The sequence below is a fragment of the Reichenbachiella agariperforans genome (genome assembly GCF_900142205.1).
Taxonomy (GTDB): Bacteria; Bacteroidota; Bacteroidia; order Cytophagales; family Cyclobacteriaceae; genus Reichenbachiella; species Reichenbachiella agariperforans.
On sequence record NZ_FRAA01000004.1, the window covers coordinates 399,505 to 420,555 of the forward strand.

The following is a 21,051-nucleotide window of genomic DNA, read 5'->3' on the forward strand; positions in this document are numbered from 1 at the left end:
TAGGTAATAAGAAAGTAGTCTATCCCAATTCGTTTATATTTATATCCAAATTAGTAACGAGCCCAAAAACACCGATATGTTCAATATCAACAAACTAAAAGAAGCATTCGCAGACTATCTCAAAGTGAAAATTGAGCTATTTAAACTAGATATGAGCCAACACATCTCTAGGGTAGTTGCTCAAGTCATAGCCTATTCCATCATTGTATTGACAGCACTGGTAGTCCTTTTCTTTATTAGTATGGGATTAGCCTACCTCCTCAATGAACAATTTCAAAGCAGTTATCTTGGTTTTATGGTCGTTGCAGGCGCTTATGCTTTGATTCTATCCGTTGTGTTTTATTTTCTCAAATCAGGCAAACTAGAGTCCTTCTTCGAAGAGAAAATGATTTCTAGTTTTGACAAAAACGACCAACACGATGAAGAATAAAGATCTCCAAAACCTCCGCGTCAAAGAAAAAATGAAGAAAACCGAAGAGGAACTTCGCTACCAACTGAATAAAGAAACCTCCGAACTAGAAGAGCAGCTCGTAAAAACGTTAAAAACGCTTGGAATCGTCACCGCAGGCATAGTTGGGGCATACACCCTATACAGATTATTTTCTCCCTCTAAGCCTAAACGTCAGAAAGTCTCACCCGTGATAGCAAAAACTAGCTCTCCAAAGCTCGCAGAAACGATTGGGCGATCTGTACTATCTCTAGCAATAACGAAACTATTACCTTTGGCAGTAGAAAAATTAAACTCCCATCAATCAAATCAAACGAATGAGTCTACTGGGACAACTCGAAAAAAATAAAGCTTGCAATAAAAAATCGCTCGCCGTTCTCATTGATCCTGACAAGATCGATGAAGTGACTCACTTGATGCAAACGCTACATCTATGCGTTGAAAATCGGGTAGATTATATTTTCGTAGGAGGTAGCCTAATTACCAACGACAACTTCTCTAAAGTCATAGCGCTCATCAAGTCAAACACAGATATACCGGTGTTGATTTTTCCAGGGAACAATATTCAGATTGATTCTAATGCAGATGGAATCCTGCTCCTGTCACTAATATCAGGGAGGAACCCTGAGTTCCTTATCGGACAGCATGTCCTAGCAGCGCCTATTCTAAAAAAGAGCAAGCTAGAGATCATCCCAATGGGTTATATGCTGGTCAATTCAGGGCCTGCCACTTCGGCCAGTTACATGAGCAATACCACGCCCATCCCTTCAGACAAAACTACGATAGCAGCCTGTACCGCCATGGCTGGTGAAATGCTTGGTCTCAAGACCATCTACCTCGATGCAGGGAGTGGTGCACTAACACCTATTCCTCAAAAAATCATTACGAAAGTGTCTCGATCGACATCAGTCCCTCTCGTTGTAGGGGGAGGACTCAATTCGATAAGTAAGGTCAACCTAGCACTGGAAGCTGGCGCAGATGTTATAGTCATTGGCAATGCGCTGGAAAAAGATCAAAATCTCCTGATAGAAGTCAGTGAAAAGATACATAGTATGAACGCCGCCTTAGACGTTCATCAGTGATTCTCTTCGTCTCATCTTTCCTGCAGGTATACCAAACATCATTTTGAATCGTCGGCAGAAATAAGCCGTGTCTTTGAAGCCCACTTCTTTACCAATATCTCTAATGCTTTTCTTGGTCGTACGTAACATATTGACGGCCATTTCCATTCGCTGATACTCTATGTAATCCTGTGGATTGATTCCTGTCAGCATCTTGAAATACTGCCCCACATAATCCTCAGATACATTTGCGACATTAGCCAAGGCTTTGTTCGACAGGTCATCATTGAGATGATCTTTAATGTAAGAAAAGATATCTATTAATCGGGGATCCTTAAAATATGTAGAATTGGTAGCCAATTGCTCCACGAAAAGTCCTTGGTCCAGTATATGTCTGATCAACTCTACCACCACATACTCGGTTTCCAATTTGACGATTCGTGCCTTCCCAGGAGCATCTGAATAAATCTCTCTCACGATCTCTTTGGCCAGTGAAATCAACTTATTATTGTTTCGGATCACAAATGGCGGAATATCGAGAGAAGCAAAGAAATTGACTGTGTCAAACACCTTCGCCTCGAAATTGATCATCGTAACATTATCATGCTCATGGAGTGAGCTGAATTTTTCGTTATTCTGAAAGAACTTCTCCTTATTGTTAATAAAATCGTCATTAGACAGACTCAAAGCCTGACCACTACCATAGGTCAATGACACCATTTTACCTCCGGGCACGAACAATATCTCACTCTCTCCTACGACCTCTTTGTCTTTCCCTACAGACATTTCACCCTTGTGAACGTAAATAAACACGTTCTCCACATCGTAGTAATTTTCTATCGTAACTGGCTGCAAAATATTAATATTCTTAGCCGAAATAAATCTAACGCCGAGCGACTCTATGATTTTATTATAGTCTTCCACTGTAAATTATTTAGGATTATCCATCGAATACCAGCAAATATCAAACATAGCATTGTATAAATCTAATATTTTCTAGAAAAATCACAAAATCAAACCGAAGTTAAACACCCCTGTACTTTTATATTATTTCAATATCTCCCGAGCAATAACGATATTTTGGATTTCTGATGTACCCTCATAAATCTGTGTGATTTTTGCGTCTCGCATCAATCGTTCTACATGGTATTCCTTGACAAAGCCATAGCCACCATGGATCTGCACCGCCTCTACGGTAGTATCCATTGCGACTTGTGAGGCATACAATTTAGCCATTGCTGCTTCCTTCACGAAAGACTCCCCCTTATCTTTCTTCATTGCCGCTTGTAGCACCAGCAACCTTGCCGCTTCTATCTCAGTAGACATTTTGGAAAGTTTAAACTGAATCATCTGATGTTCGGCAATAGGCTTTCCAAATGTCTTGCGCTCCTTTGCGTACTTGATGGATAACTCCATCGCGCCAGAAGCAATCCCTAATGCCTGAGAGGCAATCCCGATACGCCCGCCGTTTAACACTTGCATCGCAAAGCTAAACCCAAACCCATCATCACCAATCCTGTTCTCTTTTGGGACTTTCACATCCGAAAACATCAAAGAATGGGTGTCCGAACCTCGTATACCCAATTTATTTTCCTTTGGGCCTACCGCAAAGCCTTCTTGCCCCTTTTCGACAATCAGTGCATTTATCCCTTTGTGCTTCTTTTCGGGATCGGTCTGTGCCATGACAATGTACACGGAAGCCGTACTGCCATTGGTAATCCAGTTCTTCGTACCATTCAATAGATAATGATCACCCATATCTGCTGCGGTGGTGTGCTGAGAGGTAGCATCCGACCCTGCTTCTGGCTCAGAGAGTGCAAAAGCACCAATAATTTGCCCAGAGGCCAATGGTTTCAGATATTTCCGTTTTTGTTCCTCCGTACCGTATTTTTCCAACCCCCAGCATACCAGAGAATTGTTGACCGACATAGAAACAGAACAAGAACTATCAATTTTAGAAATCTCTTCCATGGCGAGTACATAAGACACCGTATCCATCCCTCCACCTCCATACTCAGGTCGCACCATCATCCCCATAAAACCCAACTCTCCCATCATCTTGATTTGGTCTGCTGGAAATTGCTGCTTTTCGTCCCGATCTATTACGCCAGGCAGTAATTCGTTTTTTGCAAATTCTCTAGCTGCCTCTCTAACAGCTAAGTGTTCTTCTGAGTAATCGAAATTCATCTTCTAAGCGTTTAATGTTCTAGAGTGAAAATAAATCAATCTGATCAAACATTAGTATGCGCGCATACTTTATTTCTAGAGAGCACAAAAAAAGACTTGATCTCTCAAGCCTTTTCATTTCTTCGAATCGAACAAATCAATCTCGGCTACCGCCTAAAAATAGCATCACAAAATAGAGCAACTGAGTAATCGCCGATATGGCTGCTACCACGTAAGTCATGGCCGCCCAATGCAAGGCATCTTTAGCCATCACATGCTCCTCTGCTGTAACGACACCTCGTCTGTCTATCCATGCCAATGCACGCTTACTGGCGTCAAACTCCACAGGTAGCGTAACCAACGCGAACAAGGTAATCACTGCCTGTGCTGCTACTATCACCAAGAATATCGTCTGCATATTCATCGCATAGACCATGCTCCCAAAAAGAAACATCCCTATCATCAGAAAGTTTAGCACCTTGGCGCTCAAGTTCTGAATGGGCACCATGGCAGACCTAAACTCCAAAAAGCTGTAGGCTGTGGCATGCTGTACCGCATGCCCACATTCGTGTGATGCTACAGCAGCTGCTGCTGCACTGCGTCCTCCATAAACCTCCGGGCTCAGGTTGACAGTTTTATTGCCTGGGTTATAATGATCCGTCAATTGTCCCTGTACTGAAACTACTTTCACATCCGTGATCCCGTTGTCCCGGAGCATCAACTCCGCTATCTCCCTACCCGATAAACCAGATTGTAACCCGACCTGTGAGTACTTCTTAAACTTGCTCTTCAAACGATTGCTCACTATAAAGCCAACAATCATGAATACAATTAATATAACTATCATACTTCTAAGAATATATATGTAATGGCTATAGCCGCTCAAATGACATTACGTCAAATGCTAAATTCTGTTCTAATTCTTTTCTTAACAAACAAACTAATGACCAAGCACGCACCTCCTACCACTATGTACATAATCACCTGTGAGGTATGCAGCATCGTCGCAAAAAACAAACCAGTAGTCGCTTCCACTCCATAGATCGTCAACACACCACTAACCAAAGCATGGTAAGCACCAATCCCACCTTGCACCGGAGCAGCCATAGCTACCCCCGCGGCAGCTAGTATGGACAGACCTGCTCCAAACCCCAAAAAGGAAGTTGCATCCATGGAAAAGAAAATCACGTAACTCATCAAAAAATACAAAACCCATATCCCAATAGTAGAGAGAATATACCCCACTGGGCTCTTCACTTTTCGAATGGACATCAGTCCATTGACCATATCAGCCAGCTTTGCTCGTATTTTATTTAACGTCTCGTTGCTATATTCATTTTTGAGAATGTATCTAAGACCCAACACCCCAACCACACCTCCTACAAGTAGAATGGCTATTACCACCGCGATTAGCCAACCGTTAGCTCGCCATTGATCATAGCGCACAGACGTCATGAAATAGTCTAGTATCTGATCCATCTCTAGGATCAGATCCAAGGCAATCAAACTCAGTAAGATCAAAAAATCCAATACCCTCTCTGTGATTACCGATCCAAAACCGACTGTAATCGGCACGCCATCGTTTCGTTTGAGCACACCGCATCTTGTCACTTCTCCTAGTCTTGGGAAAGCCAAATTGGCCAAGTATCCTGACATCAATGCCAAAAATGTCCTCCAGAGCGTCAGCTTATAACCCAAGGGTTCCAGCATTAGATTCCACCGATATGACCTAAGTAAATGACTAACGATAGACAAGGCCATTGATAGAAAGACCCAACCATAACTGACACTAGAAAGTCTCTCGGTAAAATCACTAAAAGACACATTTCTAAAAACGAAATAAAATATTAGCCCTGCTAAGACTATAGAAACACTAAACTTTAAAACAGTCGATATTTTCACTATCTATTTTGGGCTATGTATAAATTATCGATGATTCTGACCTCTCCTACGAATGCAGCGGCACAAATCGATATATTCTTGTCATTCTCTATTTTGGAGACGGGCTGCATCGTGTCTGAGTCTACGATCTCCATGTATTCTAGTTGGATTCCTTCCATATGCCGCAGGCTATCCTTGGCCAAAGCAATACTTTTCTCTATCGGCACATTCCTATCCAAGTCTTCCTTGATCGATGACATAGCCACGTACAACTGTGCTGCAATATCTCGCTGTGCATCGGATAACCGCATGTTACGAGAACTCATGGCCAAACCATTGGCTTCTCTCATGATAGGTATTCCCACTATCTGGATTGGAAAATTTAAATCTCTGGTCAGCTTACGAATAATTGCCAACTGCTGTAGATCCTTTTGTCCAAAATAGGCACGGTGTGGCTGTACTATATTGAATAGCTTAGAAACGACCACACCCACTCCTGAAAAATGTCCTGGTCTAAATTCCCCTTCCAGTACGCTCTCTAATACTCCGAAATTCATCTTCAATCCTATCTCTTCACCATACATTTCCCCTTGGTCCGGAGCAAAGACAATATCGCAACCATTAGATTCTAGCATGGCGAAATCAGCGACTTCATTTATAGGGTACTTTTTCAAGTCCTCAGGATTATTGAATTGAATAGGATTGACGAACAAGCTACATACCGTTAGGTCATTGTGCTCTACACTCTGTGCCAACAGTGACATATGCCCCGCATGCAAAGCTCCCATAGTAGGAACTAAACCGATGGTTTTAGCATGAGCACGCTCAGCATCTAGCGCAGCGCGCAAGTCATGAATACTACGATAAACGATCATATGAGAGGATAAATCCAGACTGCCTCGATGTTAAAAGGCATTATAGTTGAAAATGATCCAAAAATAGTATAATTTTGTGGTCATTTTGAAATAATAACATATTTAAAAATCAAGGTTTATGTCACAGTATAAGATTCTCTATGTTGCAAATGAAATAAACCCATTTTTACAGACCACAGAAGTGGCAGATTTTGTTAGAGCCTTGCCCCAGGCTATGCAAGAACGAGGAATGGAAATACGAATTTTGGTCCCAAGATTCGGTTTAATTAACGAACGTAAGAACAGACTACACGAGGTAGTTAGACTCTCAGGAATCAACATTGCAGTAGGTGACGAAGAGAAACCTTTGATCATCAAGGTGGCTTCTATCCCAAATGCCAAACTCCAAGTTTACTTCATCGATAACGAAGACTACTTCCACAGAAAGTCTGTGTTTTTCGATAAAGAAGAAAAATTCCATGAAGACAATGACGAAAGAGCTATTTTCTTCTGTAAAGGTGTTTTGGAGACAGTTAAAAAATTGGGTTGGGCACCAGACATCGTACATTGCAACGACTGGATGACAAGCTTTATTCCGCTCTATTTGAAGACGACCTACAAAAACGATCCCATATTTAAGGATGCAAAGTCGATCTACAACATCTATGGCAACTCATTTGACCACAAGTTCCAAGGCAACTTGATCAACAAGGCGATGATGATGGACATAGACGAGAGCATGTTAGATCATTTGCTCACTGCCGATTACGAAGGCTTTGTTAAGCTTGGTATGGAATATGCAGATGCAGTCATCAGTTCTAAAGCAGAAGTAGGTGACAAAATTGATCAACTGATCAGTGCCGCACCTAAGGACAAAAAAGTCGAAACCATTCAAAAGGACGACAATTACTTAGATTCTTACTATAATTTATATAATGAACTTGTTGGATAAAAATTGGTCTGGGTTGTTGATTTTCGCAACCCTAACCATTTTTTCTTGTGAAGACCCGAGTGAAGTTGGTTTAGGATTAGATCCAGACGGTATCGAAACAGGAGTGTACTACGAAGAACTACTCCTCCCCGCCCAAAACGTATTCATAGACAGCATTAGGACAAGTACTGGTGAACAGTTCCGGTTTCTGATCGGAAAAATCACCGACGATGTATTCGGCAGCACAAGCTCCACTGCTTATGCACAGCTCTCTACCGTGTCGAGTGTACAGCCTCTGGTATTTAGACTAGACACTCTCAGTACAGACCCAATAGTAGTAGACACACTATGGACTAAATATGTGATTGATTCGGCAGTCCTGACGCTCAACTATGGTGATATTAGCTCGAGCGAGGCTACCGTCACCTCACAGACGCTAAGTATTCATGAAGTCGATGACCAGTTATTTTCTGGCGTGTATTACCTCGCTGATTTCGAAACGCCTATTCTACCCGCAGAATCAGCACATGGATTCTCTTTCACTCCGCGAATGGATTCTCTGACACTAGAAGATCCTTCGAGTGACACAGTGCATTTCAAACTCAACCAAACTTGGGCTGAAAGACTATTTGAAATTGCTAGACAATCAGACAGAGCACAGTTGCTTCGTGAAGACTTCAAAGGAATAGCGATCGTGCCAGACGAAACGAATACTGCAATGATAGAATATCTCTCCACAGGGCTCACGGCTCTCAATGTACACTATCATCTAGAGGCAGACACCGTATATGCAGACAGTCTTGTGGTCAACTTTTCACTATCAGCAGCTAATGCAAAATATAACAAGATCACGACAGATCGCACGGGAAGCCTGATCGGTAATCACATCGGTGACAATTTGGAGAATTTCTCTACAGGAGACAACAAACTCTATATCAATCCTGCTTCTGGTATACATCCAAAGCTCAGTCTACAGCCATTAGTTGATTTCTTAGAAGCTGACGGTAATGAGCTCATTCAGCTCAACAATGTTGAGTTCGAATTAGTATCAGAAGGCACAGAAACTCCGCTGAACAACAAGGTCAAAAACTTAAGACTGTACTTCATCGGTGACCAATCTCAGATCAATATCAACGGGCTTTCGGCCCAAAATCTCTATACAACGGGAGTCATGACTGACATAGGTTATCTCACAGGTTCACTGCTGTTACTCAACTTGCCCATTGATACCTCTGCGGTCAAATACCGTGGCGCTGCTACATTATTTGCCCAGTCTGTCAATAATGGATACATCGATCTAAAACCAGAAGAGGGAGAATCTATACGTAATAGTCTAGTACTACTATCTACCGATCCTATGTCTATTGATCGATCGATCATCCCGCAGGACAGTATCAAAATGAAAATATTTTACTCCAAACCTAACTAAGGTATATGTGTGGAATCGTAGCTTATCTGGGTAACCAAGAAGCTTATCCTTTGATCATCAAAGGACTCAAACGTCTCGAATACCGAGGATATGACAGTACTGGAGTCTCCGTACACGAAGACGGCCAACTACAGATTTTTAAAAAAGCAGGCAAAGTAGCCGAGTTAGAGAACTCTCTCAAAAGCCAAAAGCTCAAAAGCACCATCGGCATAGGTCATACCCGCTGGGCTACTCATGGGGAACCGAATGACAAAAATGCGCACCCGCATTTTTCGAGTGACAAAAAGCTATCGATCATCCATAACGGAATCATCGAAAACTACAGTTCCCTCAAAAAGGAGTTAGAATCTAAAGGTTACTCCTTTGCCAGTGATACAGACACAGAGGTGCTCATCACATTCATCGAAGATATCAAGTCGCACGGCCTGACTCTGGAAGCCGCCGTGAGACAAGCCCTATCCACTATCGAAGGAGCTTATGCTATTGTGATCATGGATCAGGACAACCCCGATCAACTGATCGCGGCTAGAAAGGGCAGTCCAATGGTGCTAGGAATCGGAGATAAAGAATATTTCATCGCTTCGGATGCCACACCTATTATCGAATATACAGACGAGGTAGTCTACCTCAACGACCAAGAAATCGCTGTGATAAGTAGAGACGAATTCAAAATCGTCAACATTGAAAATGTCGAACAAGATCCCTACATCCAAAAAGTAGAGCTCGAACTAGACGCTATCGAAAAAGGCGGCTATGAGCATTTCATGCTCAAAGAAATATTCGAACAGCCCAACTCCATCGCCGATAGTATGCGTGGTAGAGTAGATAGGAAAAACAACAAACTAACGCTAGGAGGCATTCATGAATATGCGGATCATCTAGCCGAGGCAAAGCGTATCATCATCATTGCCTGTGGCACCAGCTGGCACTCTGGACTGGTTGCGGAGTACCTCTTCGAGGAGTTCTGTAGAATCCCAGTGGAGGTTGAATACGCCTCGGAGTTCAGATACAGAAACCCCGTCATCAACGAAGGAGATGTCGTCATCGCCATTTCTCAATCTGGCGAAACTGCAGACACCCTAGCCGCCATAGAACTGGCTAAATCGAAAGGAGCCATCATCCTCGGAGTGGTTAATGTAGTAGGATCATCTATCTCCCGCGTGTCGCACGAAGGAGCCTATCTACATACAGGCCCAGAGATCGGTGTAGCGAGTACAAAAGCATTCACAGGACAACTCTCTGTGCTGACGATGATCGTATTGTCTACTGCTGCGAGGAAAAAAACCATCACAGATAGCAAGTTGAAGGATCTGCTCTCAGGTTTGGAAAACATCCCTGAAAAAATCAAAAAGGTATTGAGGAAGAATGATGAGATCGAAAAGATCTCGGAGAAATTCAAAGATGCCAAAAACTTCCTCTACCTAGGTCGCGGGTACAACTTCCCTGTAGCACTAGAGGGAGCGCTCAAACTCAAAGAAATCTCTTACATCCATGCCGAAGGTTATCCTGCCGCAGAGATGAAACATGGGCCAATCGCGCTGATCGATGAAGAAATGCCTGTGGTGGTCATCGCGACACGAGACAGCTCGTATGACAAGATCGTCTCCAACATTCAGGAGGTAAAAGCTAGAAAAGGAGTCGTCATTGCTATCGTGACAGAGGGAGATGTTTTGATTCCAAACATGGCAGACTATGTCATCGAAGTGCCACAGTGTGACGAGGCACTCATGCCACTGATCTCTGTGATCCCGCTACAACTGCTGAGCTACCACATCGCGATCATGCGAGGCTGCAACGTCGATCAGCCTAGGAACCTAGCCAAGTCTGTCACGGTAGAGTAACATACATCATAGTAAAGCGTATCGTTAGCAAATAAAAACGGTCTCACTACTGCGAGACCGTTTTAGGGTGTGTAATTAACCATTGCTTTTCGTTTTAGTTGAACTTATCCTTCTGGTAGAGTCGTCTGGGTACTGTCGAAGACTGTGACCTTTTCGTACTGCAACTTTGGGATCAACCTCTGGAGTCGTGGACCTGGCCGAAACCTGATTCTCGCACCTTTGATGTCTCCTCTGCGAAACTCCTCCTGTGTATCCGTACCGCTACTACGTAGCGTCAAGAAGAACGTACCGAGATTACTCAATCTCACTTTTCTACCATGGGTAAGTTGCATCTCTATCACCTCTATCAAGGTCCCTATAGCTCCTACTACAGTGCCATAGTTGAGATTGGATACTTTGCTGATGAGCTCAGTCAATTCGTCAAAACTGACATCATCGCCATTGTTGATTCTTGCATAAAACTTTTTGGGGAGCGTAAGATCCGTAGGATTGATACGCTCAGTTACTTTATATTGTACTGACATGACTATAAAATTTAAAATGTTAAAAAAATATTTGGAATGAATCCTGACTGAGCGCTCGGTGTGGGATTTGTCAATTACAAGACAAGTATGATGCCAATAACCACCCTAAAAACGTCAAAATATGTTAAAAAAATAAAGGTGTTTTTATACCCTATCGCCCTCTAAACGAAGATTTTTGTATACATAGGGAGACCTGACACTGAAGTAAGCTTACTATGGCCTTCATGTAAGCTTACTTGAGAGGTCATATAAGCTTACATGAGACCTGAAGTAAGCTTACATGGGGGCAGAAGTAACGGTTAATCCAAAACCTACTGCCATTGATAGAATTCTGCTAAATGTTTAATGCTTTCAGCACTTTGGAACACTTTACTATTCCAAGACCAATACAGCAACTAAGATCTTACTCCTGATCACTCAGCCCATCGAGAAGAGTCAATTATTTGATCAGTCGGTATTTCTGGGGATAAAAATCAATATTCGACATTGAGCATTCATTATTCCAATCATTTAAATATTACCTCAAAGACTCATAATTGGTGATTATTTTATATAAATAAACAACAACGAATATCGAACAATGAATCTTGACTAACGAAATGGTCTACTGCCTCTCCCCCAGAAATACAGAGTGATCCCAATGATTACATGTATTTAGAAAAACAGATAATCGTTAGATACAGGCCCTAATAAGTGTTTATATCTAATTGATTACCTTTTTGAAACTTTAGTATCTCCGAAGTTGCACCTTGAGATTGTCATCAACCGCTCCTGCCGCATTGATCTACGGCCAAAAGGAGGGTTTCTCTATCGTGGCGTTAGTAGAATATGATCTGCAATCAAAACACCAACTAGGTGGTATTTCTCCTCCACAGGCGTAATAATGTTCATACGGAATCTCCCCTTTTACTAAAAATACTCGTTTGGTAGAAGCTGCAGAGACTCCAAAGTAACCTAGGACCAATTCGTCAGGGTCATCTATACTTTTTAGATTGCCTTGGATTTGGTAGTTACTCGTTTCAAATATGCTACCCACGTTATTGTACTGCGTCTGTAAAGCATCCCAATAGTTATATTCCTTTTCGCTGACCGTATGCTGATAGATCTCAATCGAGTATTCTAGATCCAACTTCCTATTAAAAGGGAAATAGGTCAATTCTATCTTTTGACTCTGCCCGTCAGTTAACAAATCATCCGCTACTTTCAGAAACTCAAAACCAAAAGTCCGTGCATAACAAAATTTATACGGTGCATCTCCAATACCATACCCAGGAAAATCTTCTAAAGTCTCTGGCCCTACTACTATCGCTAAAGGAGACATCACTTTAAAATCCTCGACATAACTCCACCTAAAGTAATCTCTTTGATCCTTAACGTTATTATACTCTAACCAAAAGACCAAAGTGCTCTGATCAACTACTACATCAGCATCAGTCAATATAGGCCGCTCTTCCAATGTGTAATAGACTGTATTGATTGGGATGGCAGGCTTCATTTCTGTCCAGTCTGATTCGTAGCTTTCGCCTGACCTTAGAGTAATCATCAGTTGGTATGATTTCCCCACTTCTCCTACAAAATCCTCAGGAGTAGTATACTTGCCTCTATACCTGTCTGTCAAAGATATTTCTTCTCCATCATCTGATAAAATCCGAACAATAGCTCCTTCTACAAGCTGATAATTAAATCCCTCTCCGAATACTTTAGTCGGAGATAAATTAACAGTATAAGGACCGGGTTGATTATTGATATTGCCAGAGACTACCAATACGCCGGCTTTGCCCTTGAAAGTCCCAAGCCTTTCAATACAAGACGAAAAAAAAAGGCAAAGTAAAACAGGTATTAGTATGTGTTTTTTCATGCGTGTTTATATTGCAACTCATGTGATATTAGAAAGTGTCCGCCTTGTCATAATCATCTGACAGCAATTTATTCATTTTTTTAATGCTTCCGCTCCCTTCTATTGTGAGAAGTAAATAGCCCACTGATGAAGTGGTTTCAGAGGGAACTCAACAGATCCCTCCCAAATCTCACACTATCCCGTCCAACATACCCAAATGCATTTCAGTTTGCTTTAAATTTGTGTCATGCACAAAGTAATCTACACCCCCAACGCGCCAGAGCCAATCGGGCCTTATAGCCAAGCGACTTTCGCAGAAAACACCCTCTATGTGTCTGGACAGATCCCTATAGACCCTGCAACAGGCGAAGTGGTACAAGGCGACATAGAAGACGAAACCCGTCAAGTGATGAAGAATATTCAGGCAATTTTGAAAGCTGCCCGAGCGGACTTTTCCAACATCGTGAAGTGTAGCATATTCGTCAAGGACATGGGAGATTTCGCTAAAATCAATGCGATCTATGGAGAGTACTTCCTCAAAAACCCGCCCGCTAGAGAAACGATAGAGGTCAGTGCACTGCCCAAGAATGTCAATGTAGAGATCTCTTGTATAGCTATCCTGTAGCCACAGGGCTATAGATATTATTGAACGCTACGGCAAAAAATCAAGTATAAATATCGATTTTTGCCCCTACCGGATTTGATCCGGTATTTTTTAATAGAATTAATCAAAGATGAGTCAAGAAGTACGCGTAAGATTCGCTCCTAGCCCTACGGGCGTTTTACACATTGGTGGTATCAGAACTGCCCTATACAACTACCTATTTGCGAAGAAAAACAACGGAAAGTTCCTCCTCAGAATAGAAGACACGGACCAGTCTCGATTCGTCGAGGGAGCAGAACAATACATCAAAGATTCTCTGGCGTGGTGTGGCATCATACCTGACGAAGGACCCGATCAAGGAGGTGACTTTGGCCCCTACAAACAGTCCGATCGCAAAGACCTCTACAAAGGCTATGTAGACCAACTGTTGGCAGAGGACAAGGCATACTATGCTTTTGACACGCCCGAAGAACTGGACGAAATGCGCGAGACGCTCAAAGCAGCCAAAGCGAATTCGCTCAACTACAACTCCATCAGCCGAAACACGATGAAGAACTCTCTGACGCTATCAGCCGATGAGGTACAGGCAAAACTAGACGCTGGCGAACCCTACGTGATTCGCATCAAAGTCCCCGCTAAAGAAGAAGTAAGGCTCAAAGATATCGTCAGAGGCTGGGTCAACGTCCACACCTCTACCATGGACGACAAAGTCCTCATGAAATCTGACGGCATGCCGACCTACCACCTCGCCAACGTCGTGGATGACCACCTCATGGAGATCACCCATGTGATCCGTGGGGAAGAATGGCTACCGTCTGCACCACTACACGTCCTGCTCTATCAGTACCTCGGATGGGGTGATGAGATACCTGAGTTTGCTCACTTGCCACTACTCCTCAAGCCTGACGGCAATGGCAAATTGAGTAAGAGAGATGCTGAAAAACATGGCTTCCCGATATTCCCACTAGCATGGCAAGGTCAAGGAGAAGATGGTGAGCTGAAAGGATTCAAAGAAGAGGGCTACTTGTCTCCTGCCTTTGTCAACTTTCTGGCATTCCTAGGGTGGAACCCAGGAGGGGAAAACGAAATCTACTCGCTCACAGAGCTGGTCAAAGAATTTTCGCTAGAACGAATCACCAAAGCAGGGGCTAAGTTTGACATCCAAAAAGCCATCTGGTACAACCAACAATACATCCGTCGTATGTCACCTAGTGCACTGGGACAACTGCTACTAGTGCAAACCACAGCCGCGGGTATTACTTGCGACGCTGACAAGGCTACAGCCATTGCAACGTTGCTACAAGAGCGCATTGATTTCATCCCTGAGCTGTCTACCAAAGGAGCTTATTTCTTTGGTCAGCCTACAGACTATGACGCCAAGACGGTGAAGAAAAAGTGGAAGGAAACTGCACAAGCCGTACTCCCACAGCTAGCGGATAAACTCGATACCGAAGAGACACTCACTGCCGAGGGGATACAGGAAGCTTTCCACGCAGTACTCGCCGACAATGAGGCAGGAGCGGGTATGGTCATGCAGATCCTGCGTGTAGCAGTGACTGGAGAGGCTGGTGGCCCAGACCTCATGAAGATCATGGAAGTCTTAGGAACAAAAGAAGTCTCACATCGTATAAAAAAGGCAGTAGAGAGTTTTGATACGATGACTGCAGCCACATGAAAAACAAGAAATCTTCCAAGCCCAAAGTAAACCCAGCACTCGAAGGACTGGAGATGAACATCAATAGTTTTGGTGAGATCAAATCCAGCATGAACATCGACAAGCTCAACGAGTTCCTAAATGAGAATGTGGAAGATAAAAAGCTAAAGGATCGAGAAGACAAAAACTGATCCCAGAAAGCAGGTGAGCACAAAACAAAAAGGAGTAAGTAGACGATCTACTTACTCCTTTTTGTTTTCCCGTTCCATACTAACAGTTCTTACCACAAGTGGGCTCCCTTATAGCTCCTTCGTCGTTTAGGATCAGTCTGTATTGCTGGGGATAAAAATCAATACCTGCCTGATTCGGCAGACAGGTTCGACATTGAGCATTCGATATTCATTTTTCCAATCATTGGAACAATGTCTCAAGAACATAAACACATTTCCTTTTCACAAAAAACAATAACGAATTTCGAACAATGAATCTTGAATATCGAAGTAACCGCCATCCTCTTCTACTTCTCCAACCTATGTATCAGCTCCAGCATTGCTCTACCGTTATGATAGGGGCACTTCCAGGGACCCGCTTTGTCTTCGGATTCTACACGCTCTCCTTGTCGTTTGACTCTCCAGAACCATTCGCCTGACGGATCGATGATATTGGCTTTGGTGAATGTCCATATCTGATTGGCTTGTTCCAAATAATTGTCCTTACCACTAACCTGCCAAGCATTGACGAGTCCCACCAACGCCTCAGCTTGAGGCCACCAGTGCTTATCCGTATCGGTGAGTCCATGCGGCGATGCTTCGTTCATCAGTCCTCCATCGCTATCCAATCCCTCCATCGCAGCGTCCGCCATTTTCAGTGCCAGCAGATTAGTTTGCTCTGTCAGTACATCGTCTCCCAGTACCTCGGCAGCCTCCGCCAGCAACCAACTCCCCTCGATATCATGTCCATAAGATATCTCGTCCGATAGCAGTGTCCAGTCATCATCAAAGAACAGGTTAAAATGATCACTCGCACTAATAAAAGTACTGCTCATCAGCTCTATGAGGTTTTTCAAACGCTGCCCCAATTGGTCATCCTTCCATACACGATACAGGTTGGTATATGCCTCCAGTATGTGAAGGTGCGTATTCATAGTTTTGGTCGCATTCATGTCCTTTTCACTGAGACGCACATCATCGATCACGCCCCATTCCCTATCAAATGCCTCGTAGTATCCATTGCGAGAGGCATCATAACTATGTTGTTCCAGTAGCTGGAACAAGCCCTGGGCCAACTTCAACGCATCGCGCTGCGGACTCACCTGATGATACTCAGACAAAGCATAAATCGCAAAAGCCTGTGCATACACCTGCTTCTTGTCTTCGGTCACCTGCCCCTCACAATCTAACGACCAATACACTCCTCCTTGTTCGGTATCAAAAAAGTAGCTGGTCAGATAATCATACGCTCGGTCAGCTATCGCCAGGTGTGCAGCATCATTCGTCTGCCGGTAGGCAGCAGAGAAAGTCCATAGAATCCGTGTATTTAGGATGATGGCTTTGTCTGCATCTACATGCAACTGCCCCTGTCCATCGATACGACCATAAAACCCGCCACGGGTCTCGTCCACCATCTTCTCTTGCCAAAACGACAATATATTTTCATTGAGCACCGCTAGTGCTTCTTCCTTTGTGATCATAAAAATGTAATGCTTTATGCTAAACTAGACCTGACAGGTCTAAACTCAACAACCTTAATTTAAACTCTACCTACTTTTTCCAACAACGCTTTGGTGGCTTTGATACCGTCTGCCTCGGACAGCACATCTCCTTCGTACTCTACACCAATGTAGCCTGTGAACCCAGCATCCTTAGCGATTTGCATCATTTTGGCAAAATCTGTGTGTGTCTCATTTCCTTCCGCATCAAAATCATGCGCCTTGGCACTCAGCCCCTGAGCAAAGGGAATCAAATCCTTCACGCCCTGATATCGGTCATACTCGTTAGCACAGCCATCTGCACCACGCTCGATGCAGAAGTTGCCAAAGTCAGGCAATGTACCGCAGTACTCGCTGCTCACCTGTGAGATCACGTTCGATAGCCACTTGCCATCCGACGAGTATCCGCCATGGTTTTCTACGATGACATGAATACCATTTTGTGCACCGTATTCTGTGAGACGACCGAGCCCATCGACAGCTGCCGCCCTCACTTCATCGGCTGTGCCGTTGCCTGCCGCGTTAACACGGATGCTATGACAGCCTAGTATCTTGGCTGCATTGATCCACTTATAGTGGTTCTCGACAGATTGAATTCTAGCTGCTTCATCTAAATCCCCTAGGCTACCCTCCGCATCACACATAATCAACTGGCTACTCACGCCCAAATCATCGCAGCGGATTTTCATTTGCTTCCAAAACCCTTCATCAGTTCCTTTGGAGAAGTAAAATGTATTGACATACTCTACTGCATTGATCCCGAAATCACGACTCGCCACAAGAGGAAAGTCAACCGCAGCGATATTTCCCTGCAAGAGAGAATCAGGGTCAGATTTCAACCGCTTCCCAAAATCCTCCCAACTCAACTCACGGCCCTTGCCAAAAATCGAGCGATTGAGTGACCACTGTGCCAGTGAGATATTGAAAAACAGTTCTGCCGTTTCTTCTTCAGCACTTCCTTTTTGCGCAGAAGGACTGCAGGAATTCAGGATATTCATCCCGCCAAACAAGGCCAAGCCTGTACCTGCTGCTCCGATCAATTTGATCGCTTTTCTTCTCTCGTTTTTCATTATTGATGCTTATTAGTTGAGGTGAAATTTTATTTGATCTATTCCTATTGGCACTGAAGTCTCTTGAGATTTCAGTACAAAATAGATATCGCTGGCTCCTTTAGCCTCCAAACGCATATCTGCTTGTTTATTCTTAGCACTCAATTCGCAGGTGGAAAGAAGTTCTCCATCTACACTGCCTCGGCGTAGTTCTATCAACACTGATTCATCAGTTCCCGTAGCTGCGGTGATCTGATAGCTTAATTCTAGCCGCTTAATATTAGTAAGGTCAATGTCCTCGAATGCAAAATAGCTCTCCTTGCCCTCTCTGCGCAAAAAGCGACGGTCTCCCTCTTCAATACTTCCTTCCACCACAAAACCACTTTTATGATCCGCCGCTTCGGCTTGTTTGACTGGCAGTGTCAGGGTCACTTCCATGAGAGCCGTCAACGAAGCAGTGTTTTTCACCCCACCGTGATCCGTATATTTTGCTTCAAAACGATAATTGGCTTGGCTTCCTTTAGGAGTCGAAATCGATCCTTTCGTTTTAATTTTCTCTGCTTCTTGCGCAGGTGCATCGTTGACGGAAAAGATAAAATCTACAATTTCCTTGGCCGCTTTGACCGTGAAATCTGGGTGCGCTGGCATGGCACCATCTCCCCAGTTACCCACACCTCCACCGATTATTTTCTTTGCGAGAACCTCTTTGGCAATGTAGTCTTTGTCATAGCGCTCCGCTACCTCATGGAAGCTTGGCCCGATTGACTTCTCGTTGATTTTGTGACAGCTACGGCAATCACTCGACTGTATCAGCCGCAATCCCGGAGCGATTCCATCCTGACTCATTCCATCCAATAAGGCCAAACTAGCCGGCGCACGGTTGTCACTGCCTTCGTAATGCGTCAGACTAATCGCCACCTCATTTTCATTAACCCCACTTCCTATCGTGCCGTCTTCTTTGTCATTCACCACTAAGTTGTATTTGATCGAACGACCCGGCCAGTAAAAACTGCTATTGTCTGCAAATTCGAAAGTTAACTCTGGCTTAGCATTCCCTGCAATCAAGCTGGCACGACTGGTCGCACTGGCATTGTGATTGTCCTTGACGACCAACAGTACTTCGTACTCTCCTGGCTCAGTCAGCGTCGCAGTGGCTTCAACTCCCGTCAGGTTAATTTCTTTTGGCCCTTCGATGAGCCATATATACTCTAGCTCGTCCTGCTCATCCAAGTCTGAGCTACCCTTGGCGGAAAAATTCACCTCTAAAGGAACGCTCCCATTGGTCGCCGACAGCTCTATGTTCGCCTCTGGTGCGCGGTTGCCATACGTAAAATCCAGACGAATGAGCTTCGAATCATGATTGTCCGTAAAGTAGCCTATCCCATACTCCAGTACATAGAGTGCCCCATCAGGACCAAAGGTCATGTTGATCGGGGATGCCAAAACAGACTTGTCCAAGAATGGCTCAATGGACAGGAAGTTACCTTCCTCATCGAGAGAAATCACCATAATCCAATCTCTGGCCCAATCAAAAGCAAAGAGTTTGTTGTGGTAGTAAAGTGGGAATTGAAATCCCTTTCGTTTCATCTCATAATAGTCATAGACATCACCCACCCCAACAGAGCGCGAGCCCTTGCCAACTCTTGGAAACTGCTCCGTCTCATCAAAAGTATAGTACAGCATTGCTGGTATCGCAGGAGGCAAATCCTTTGCTCCTGTGTTATTCACGGAAGTATTGACTGGATGCTGCGGATCGAATTTTGCTCCCAAGTCTCCTGTCTCAAAATCATAGTCTGCGTAGGCTTTGTTGTCAGCATTGAAATAAGGCCAGCCGTAGTTGCCCGGTGCTTTGGCGATGTTGATCTCGTCATGTGCCGATGGGCCTCTTTCGCTGGTGACATTGCCATCCGGCCCGACATCTCCCCAAAACAACCAATTTTTCTTTTTGTTCATCCCAAGGGTAAAAGGATTTCGAGCACCCATCACGTAGATTTCTGGGCGACCCTCTGAACCATCTTTGGCAAATAAATTGCCATCAGGAATGGTATAACTGCCATCAGCTTCAGGATGGATTCTTAATATTTTTCCTCTCAGGTCAAGCGTGTTCGAGGAAGATTTTTGTGAATCCCAAGCCGAACGACCGGGACGCTCATCCAGCGGCGTAAACCCATCTGAATCTCTAGAGAAAGTATCATCTCCCGTACTCAGGTATAGGTTTCCTTCTAAGTCTATCTCCAAATCTCCCGCCGAGTGACAGCACTCATCTCGCTGTGTAGGTATCTCGATTATCACGATTTCTGACTCATGATCCAAGCCCTCTGGCGTCAAGCGAAAACGAGACACATGCTGCTTGGGTTCATCTCCGGGAGGAGAATAAAAAACATAAGCCCACTGGTTGTGTTTGAAATCAGGGTCTAAAACGAACCCCAAAAGACCGTCTTCTTCGCCCGTATAAACTTCCAAACTATCAATCTCTTGGTAATCATCGGTACGCGGATTGTAGAGATTGATGGTTCCCTTTCGTTCGATCCAGTAGACCAAGGACTCTTCCGTCACGGCGATACACATGGGCTCACGCAACGGTGCAACCAGCACTTGTCTTTTCAACCGATCCGGTGCAGGTTTTTCAGGCGTGGTGACTTGGCTGTAATCCAAATCCGCTTGACGCAAACTTAGGTTCTGCTCATCGCAGTTGATTAGGACTTGCTCTGACGCAAAGAAAGGTAACAATTGCCCCCAATTGTAGATCGTGTCTTGACATACAAATGTCACCTCTCCGCCCGCTTCCAAATAACGCTCGATGCTGTTTCGCTCATTAAAATCCAAAGTAGCGGGAGCTGACGCTACCAACAAATGACTCGCCATGACCAAATCATCGGGTCGCAACTGAGTCACCACCATCACCGAATCAAACCCTAGCTCCTGAGTTTGCGAAGCGACATCTGCTCGCACGACTAAAAGCGAAGACTGCTGCTCACAACTCCCTAACACCCACACACACAACACTGCCATTGGGAATAATATCTGTTTCCAACTTCCCTTCATTCTATACTTCATAAATTCC

The 21,051-nt window shown here is 44.0% G+C and carries 19 protein-coding genes; 9 read left to right on the forward strand and 10 right to left on the reverse strand.

The window, feature by feature from the left end; genetic code table 11:
* The first annotated feature begins 76 nt into the window (after positions 1-76).
* Genes BUB99_RS12895 through BUB99_RS12905 form a run of 3 tightly spaced genes read left to right on the forward strand, consistent with a single transcriptional unit; the run spans position 77 to position 1,530 of the window.
* On the forward strand, positions 77-430 hold the full coding sequence (locus BUB99_RS12895) for a phage holin family protein (RefSeq protein ID WP_073122929.1): 354 nt from the start codon (positions 77-79) through the stop codon (positions 428-430).
* The gene (locus BUB99_RS12900) at positions 420-797 is read left to right on the forward strand and encodes a hypothetical protein (protein WP_073122930.1); all 378 of its coding nucleotides are present in this window, start codon (positions 420-422) and stop codon (positions 795-797) included. The genes BUB99_RS12895 and BUB99_RS12900 overlap by 11 nt, the downstream gene beginning before the upstream one ends.
* On the forward strand, positions 766-1,530 hold the full coding sequence (locus tag BUB99_RS12905; RefSeq protein WP_073122931.1) for a phosphoglycerol geranylgeranyltransferase: 765 nt from the start codon (positions 766-768) through the stop codon (positions 1,528-1,530). Before BUB99_RS12900 ends, BUB99_RS12905 begins: the two co-directional genes overlap by 32 nt.
* On the opposite strand, the gene BUB99_RS12910 is transcribed toward BUB99_RS12905, so the two are convergent.
* From BUB99_RS12910 to panC, 5 genes are all read right to left on the reverse strand, one after another.
* A complete protein-coding gene (locus BUB99_RS12910) occupies positions 1,513-2,433 on the reverse strand; it encodes a helix-turn-helix domain-containing protein (protein ID WP_073122932.1) in 921 nt (306 codons plus the stop codon). The two genes, BUB99_RS12905 and BUB99_RS12910, sit on opposite strands and share 18 nt — an antisense overlap.
* A 123-nt stretch (positions 2,434-2,556) precedes the next feature.
* On the reverse strand, positions 2,557-3,696 hold the full coding sequence (locus BUB99_RS12915; RefSeq protein WP_073122933.1) for an acyl-CoA dehydrogenase: 1,140 nt from the start codon (positions 3,694-3,696) through the stop codon (positions 2,557-2,559).
* Positions 3,697-3,832: 136 nt separating this feature from the next.
* Positions 3,833-4,522, reverse strand: coding sequence for a zinc metallopeptidase (locus BUB99_RS12920; RefSeq protein ID WP_073122934.1), 690 nt, complete (start codon positions 4,520-4,522; stop codon positions 3,833-3,835).
* A gap of 50 nt (positions 4,523-4,572) precedes the next feature.
* On the reverse strand, positions 4,573-5,577 hold the full coding sequence (locus BUB99_RS12925) for a lysylphosphatidylglycerol synthase transmembrane domain-containing protein (RefSeq protein ID WP_073122935.1): 1,005 nt from the start codon (positions 5,575-5,577) through the stop codon (positions 4,573-4,575).
* On the reverse strand, positions 5,577-6,431 hold the full coding sequence (panC, locus tag BUB99_RS12930; RefSeq protein ID WP_073122936.1) for a pantoate--beta-alanine ligase: 855 nt from the start codon (positions 6,429-6,431) through the stop codon (positions 5,577-5,579). Before panC ends, BUB99_RS12925 begins: the two co-directional genes overlap by 1 nt.
* A 118-nt stretch (positions 6,432-6,549) precedes the next feature.
* Here panC and BUB99_RS12935 point away from each other — a divergent pair, with 118 nt between their 5' ends.
* Genes BUB99_RS12935 through glmS form a run of 3 tightly spaced genes read left to right on the forward strand, consistent with a single transcriptional unit; the run spans position 6,550 to position 10,611 of the window.
* Positions 6,550-7,362, forward strand: a complete 813-nt coding sequence (locus tag BUB99_RS12935; protein WP_073122937.1) for a glycogen/starch synthase — start codon at positions 6,550-6,552, stop codon at positions 7,360-7,362.
* A complete protein-coding gene (locus BUB99_RS12940; RefSeq protein WP_158584333.1) occupies positions 7,355-8,770 on the forward strand; it encodes a DUF4270 family protein in 1,416 nt (471 codons plus the stop codon). The genes BUB99_RS12935 and BUB99_RS12940 overlap by 8 nt, the downstream gene beginning before the upstream one ends.
* 5 nt (positions 8,771-8,775) lie before the next feature.
* Positions 8,776-10,611, forward strand: a complete 1,836-nt coding sequence (gene glmS, locus BUB99_RS12945) for a glutamine--fructose-6-phosphate transaminase (isomerizing) (protein WP_073122939.1) — start codon at positions 8,776-8,778, stop codon at positions 10,609-10,611.
* 104 nt (positions 10,612-10,715) lie between these two features.
* On the opposite strand, the gene BUB99_RS12950 is transcribed toward glmS, so the two are convergent.
* Together BUB99_RS12950 and BUB99_RS12955 are read right to left on the reverse strand one after the other, a co-directional pair.
* Entirely contained in the window at positions 10,716-11,135 is a 420-nt protein-coding gene (locus tag BUB99_RS12950) for an HU family DNA-binding protein (RefSeq protein ID WP_073122940.1), read from the reverse strand.
* A gap of 784 nt (positions 11,136-11,919) precedes the next feature.
* The gene (locus tag BUB99_RS12955) at positions 11,920-12,993 is read right to left on the reverse strand and encodes a DUF4249 domain-containing protein (RefSeq protein ID WP_073122941.1); all 1,074 of its coding nucleotides are present in this window, start codon (positions 12,991-12,993) and stop codon (positions 11,920-11,922) included.
* A gap of 226 nt (positions 12,994-13,219) precedes the next feature.
* On the opposite strand from BUB99_RS12955, the gene BUB99_RS12960 reads away from it, so the two are divergent.
* The 3 genes from BUB99_RS12960 (at position 13,220) to BUB99_RS20420 (ending at position 15,421) form a co-directional block, all read left to right on the forward strand.
* Complete coding sequence (locus tag BUB99_RS12960; protein ID WP_073122942.1) at positions 13,220-13,597, forward strand: RidA family protein; 378 nt, start codon at positions 13,220-13,222, stop codon at positions 13,595-13,597.
* A gap of 109 nt (positions 13,598-13,706) precedes the next feature.
* Complete coding sequence (gene gltX / locus BUB99_RS12965; RefSeq protein WP_073122943.1) at positions 13,707-15,251, forward strand: glutamate--tRNA ligase; 1,545 nt, start codon at positions 13,707-13,709, stop codon at positions 15,249-15,251.
* Complete coding sequence (locus BUB99_RS20420; RefSeq protein WP_170863800.1) at positions 15,248-15,421, forward strand: hypothetical protein; 174 nt, start codon at positions 15,248-15,250, stop codon at positions 15,419-15,421. The genes gltX and BUB99_RS20420 overlap by 4 nt, the downstream gene beginning before the upstream one ends.
* A 326-nt stretch (positions 15,422-15,747) precedes the next feature.
* Here the strand turns inward: BUB99_RS20420 and BUB99_RS12970 are convergent, their stop codons facing one another.
* From BUB99_RS12970 to BUB99_RS12980, 3 genes are read right to left on the reverse strand one after another with little or no spacing between them, the layout of a single operon-like run.
* Positions 15,748-16,920 carry an AGE family epimerase/isomerase gene (locus BUB99_RS12970; protein WP_073122944.1) on the reverse strand — a complete coding sequence of 391 codons (1,173 nt, stop codon included), beginning with the start codon at positions 16,918-16,920 and terminating at the stop codon, positions 15,748-15,750.
* A 59-nt stretch (positions 16,921-16,979) separates the two neighbouring features.
* Positions 16,980-18,008 carry a sugar phosphate isomerase/epimerase family protein gene (locus BUB99_RS12975; RefSeq protein ID WP_073122945.1) on the reverse strand — a complete coding sequence of 343 codons (1,029 nt, stop codon included), beginning with the start codon at positions 18,006-18,008 and terminating at the stop codon, positions 16,980-16,982.
* A gap of 12 nt (positions 18,009-18,020) precedes the next feature.
* The gene (locus tag BUB99_RS12980) at positions 18,021-21,044 is read right to left on the reverse strand and encodes a PQQ-dependent sugar dehydrogenase (protein ID WP_084190539.1); all 3,024 of its coding nucleotides are present in this window, start codon (positions 21,042-21,044) and stop codon (positions 18,021-18,023) included.
* Positions 21,045-21,051 lie beyond the last annotated feature (7 nt).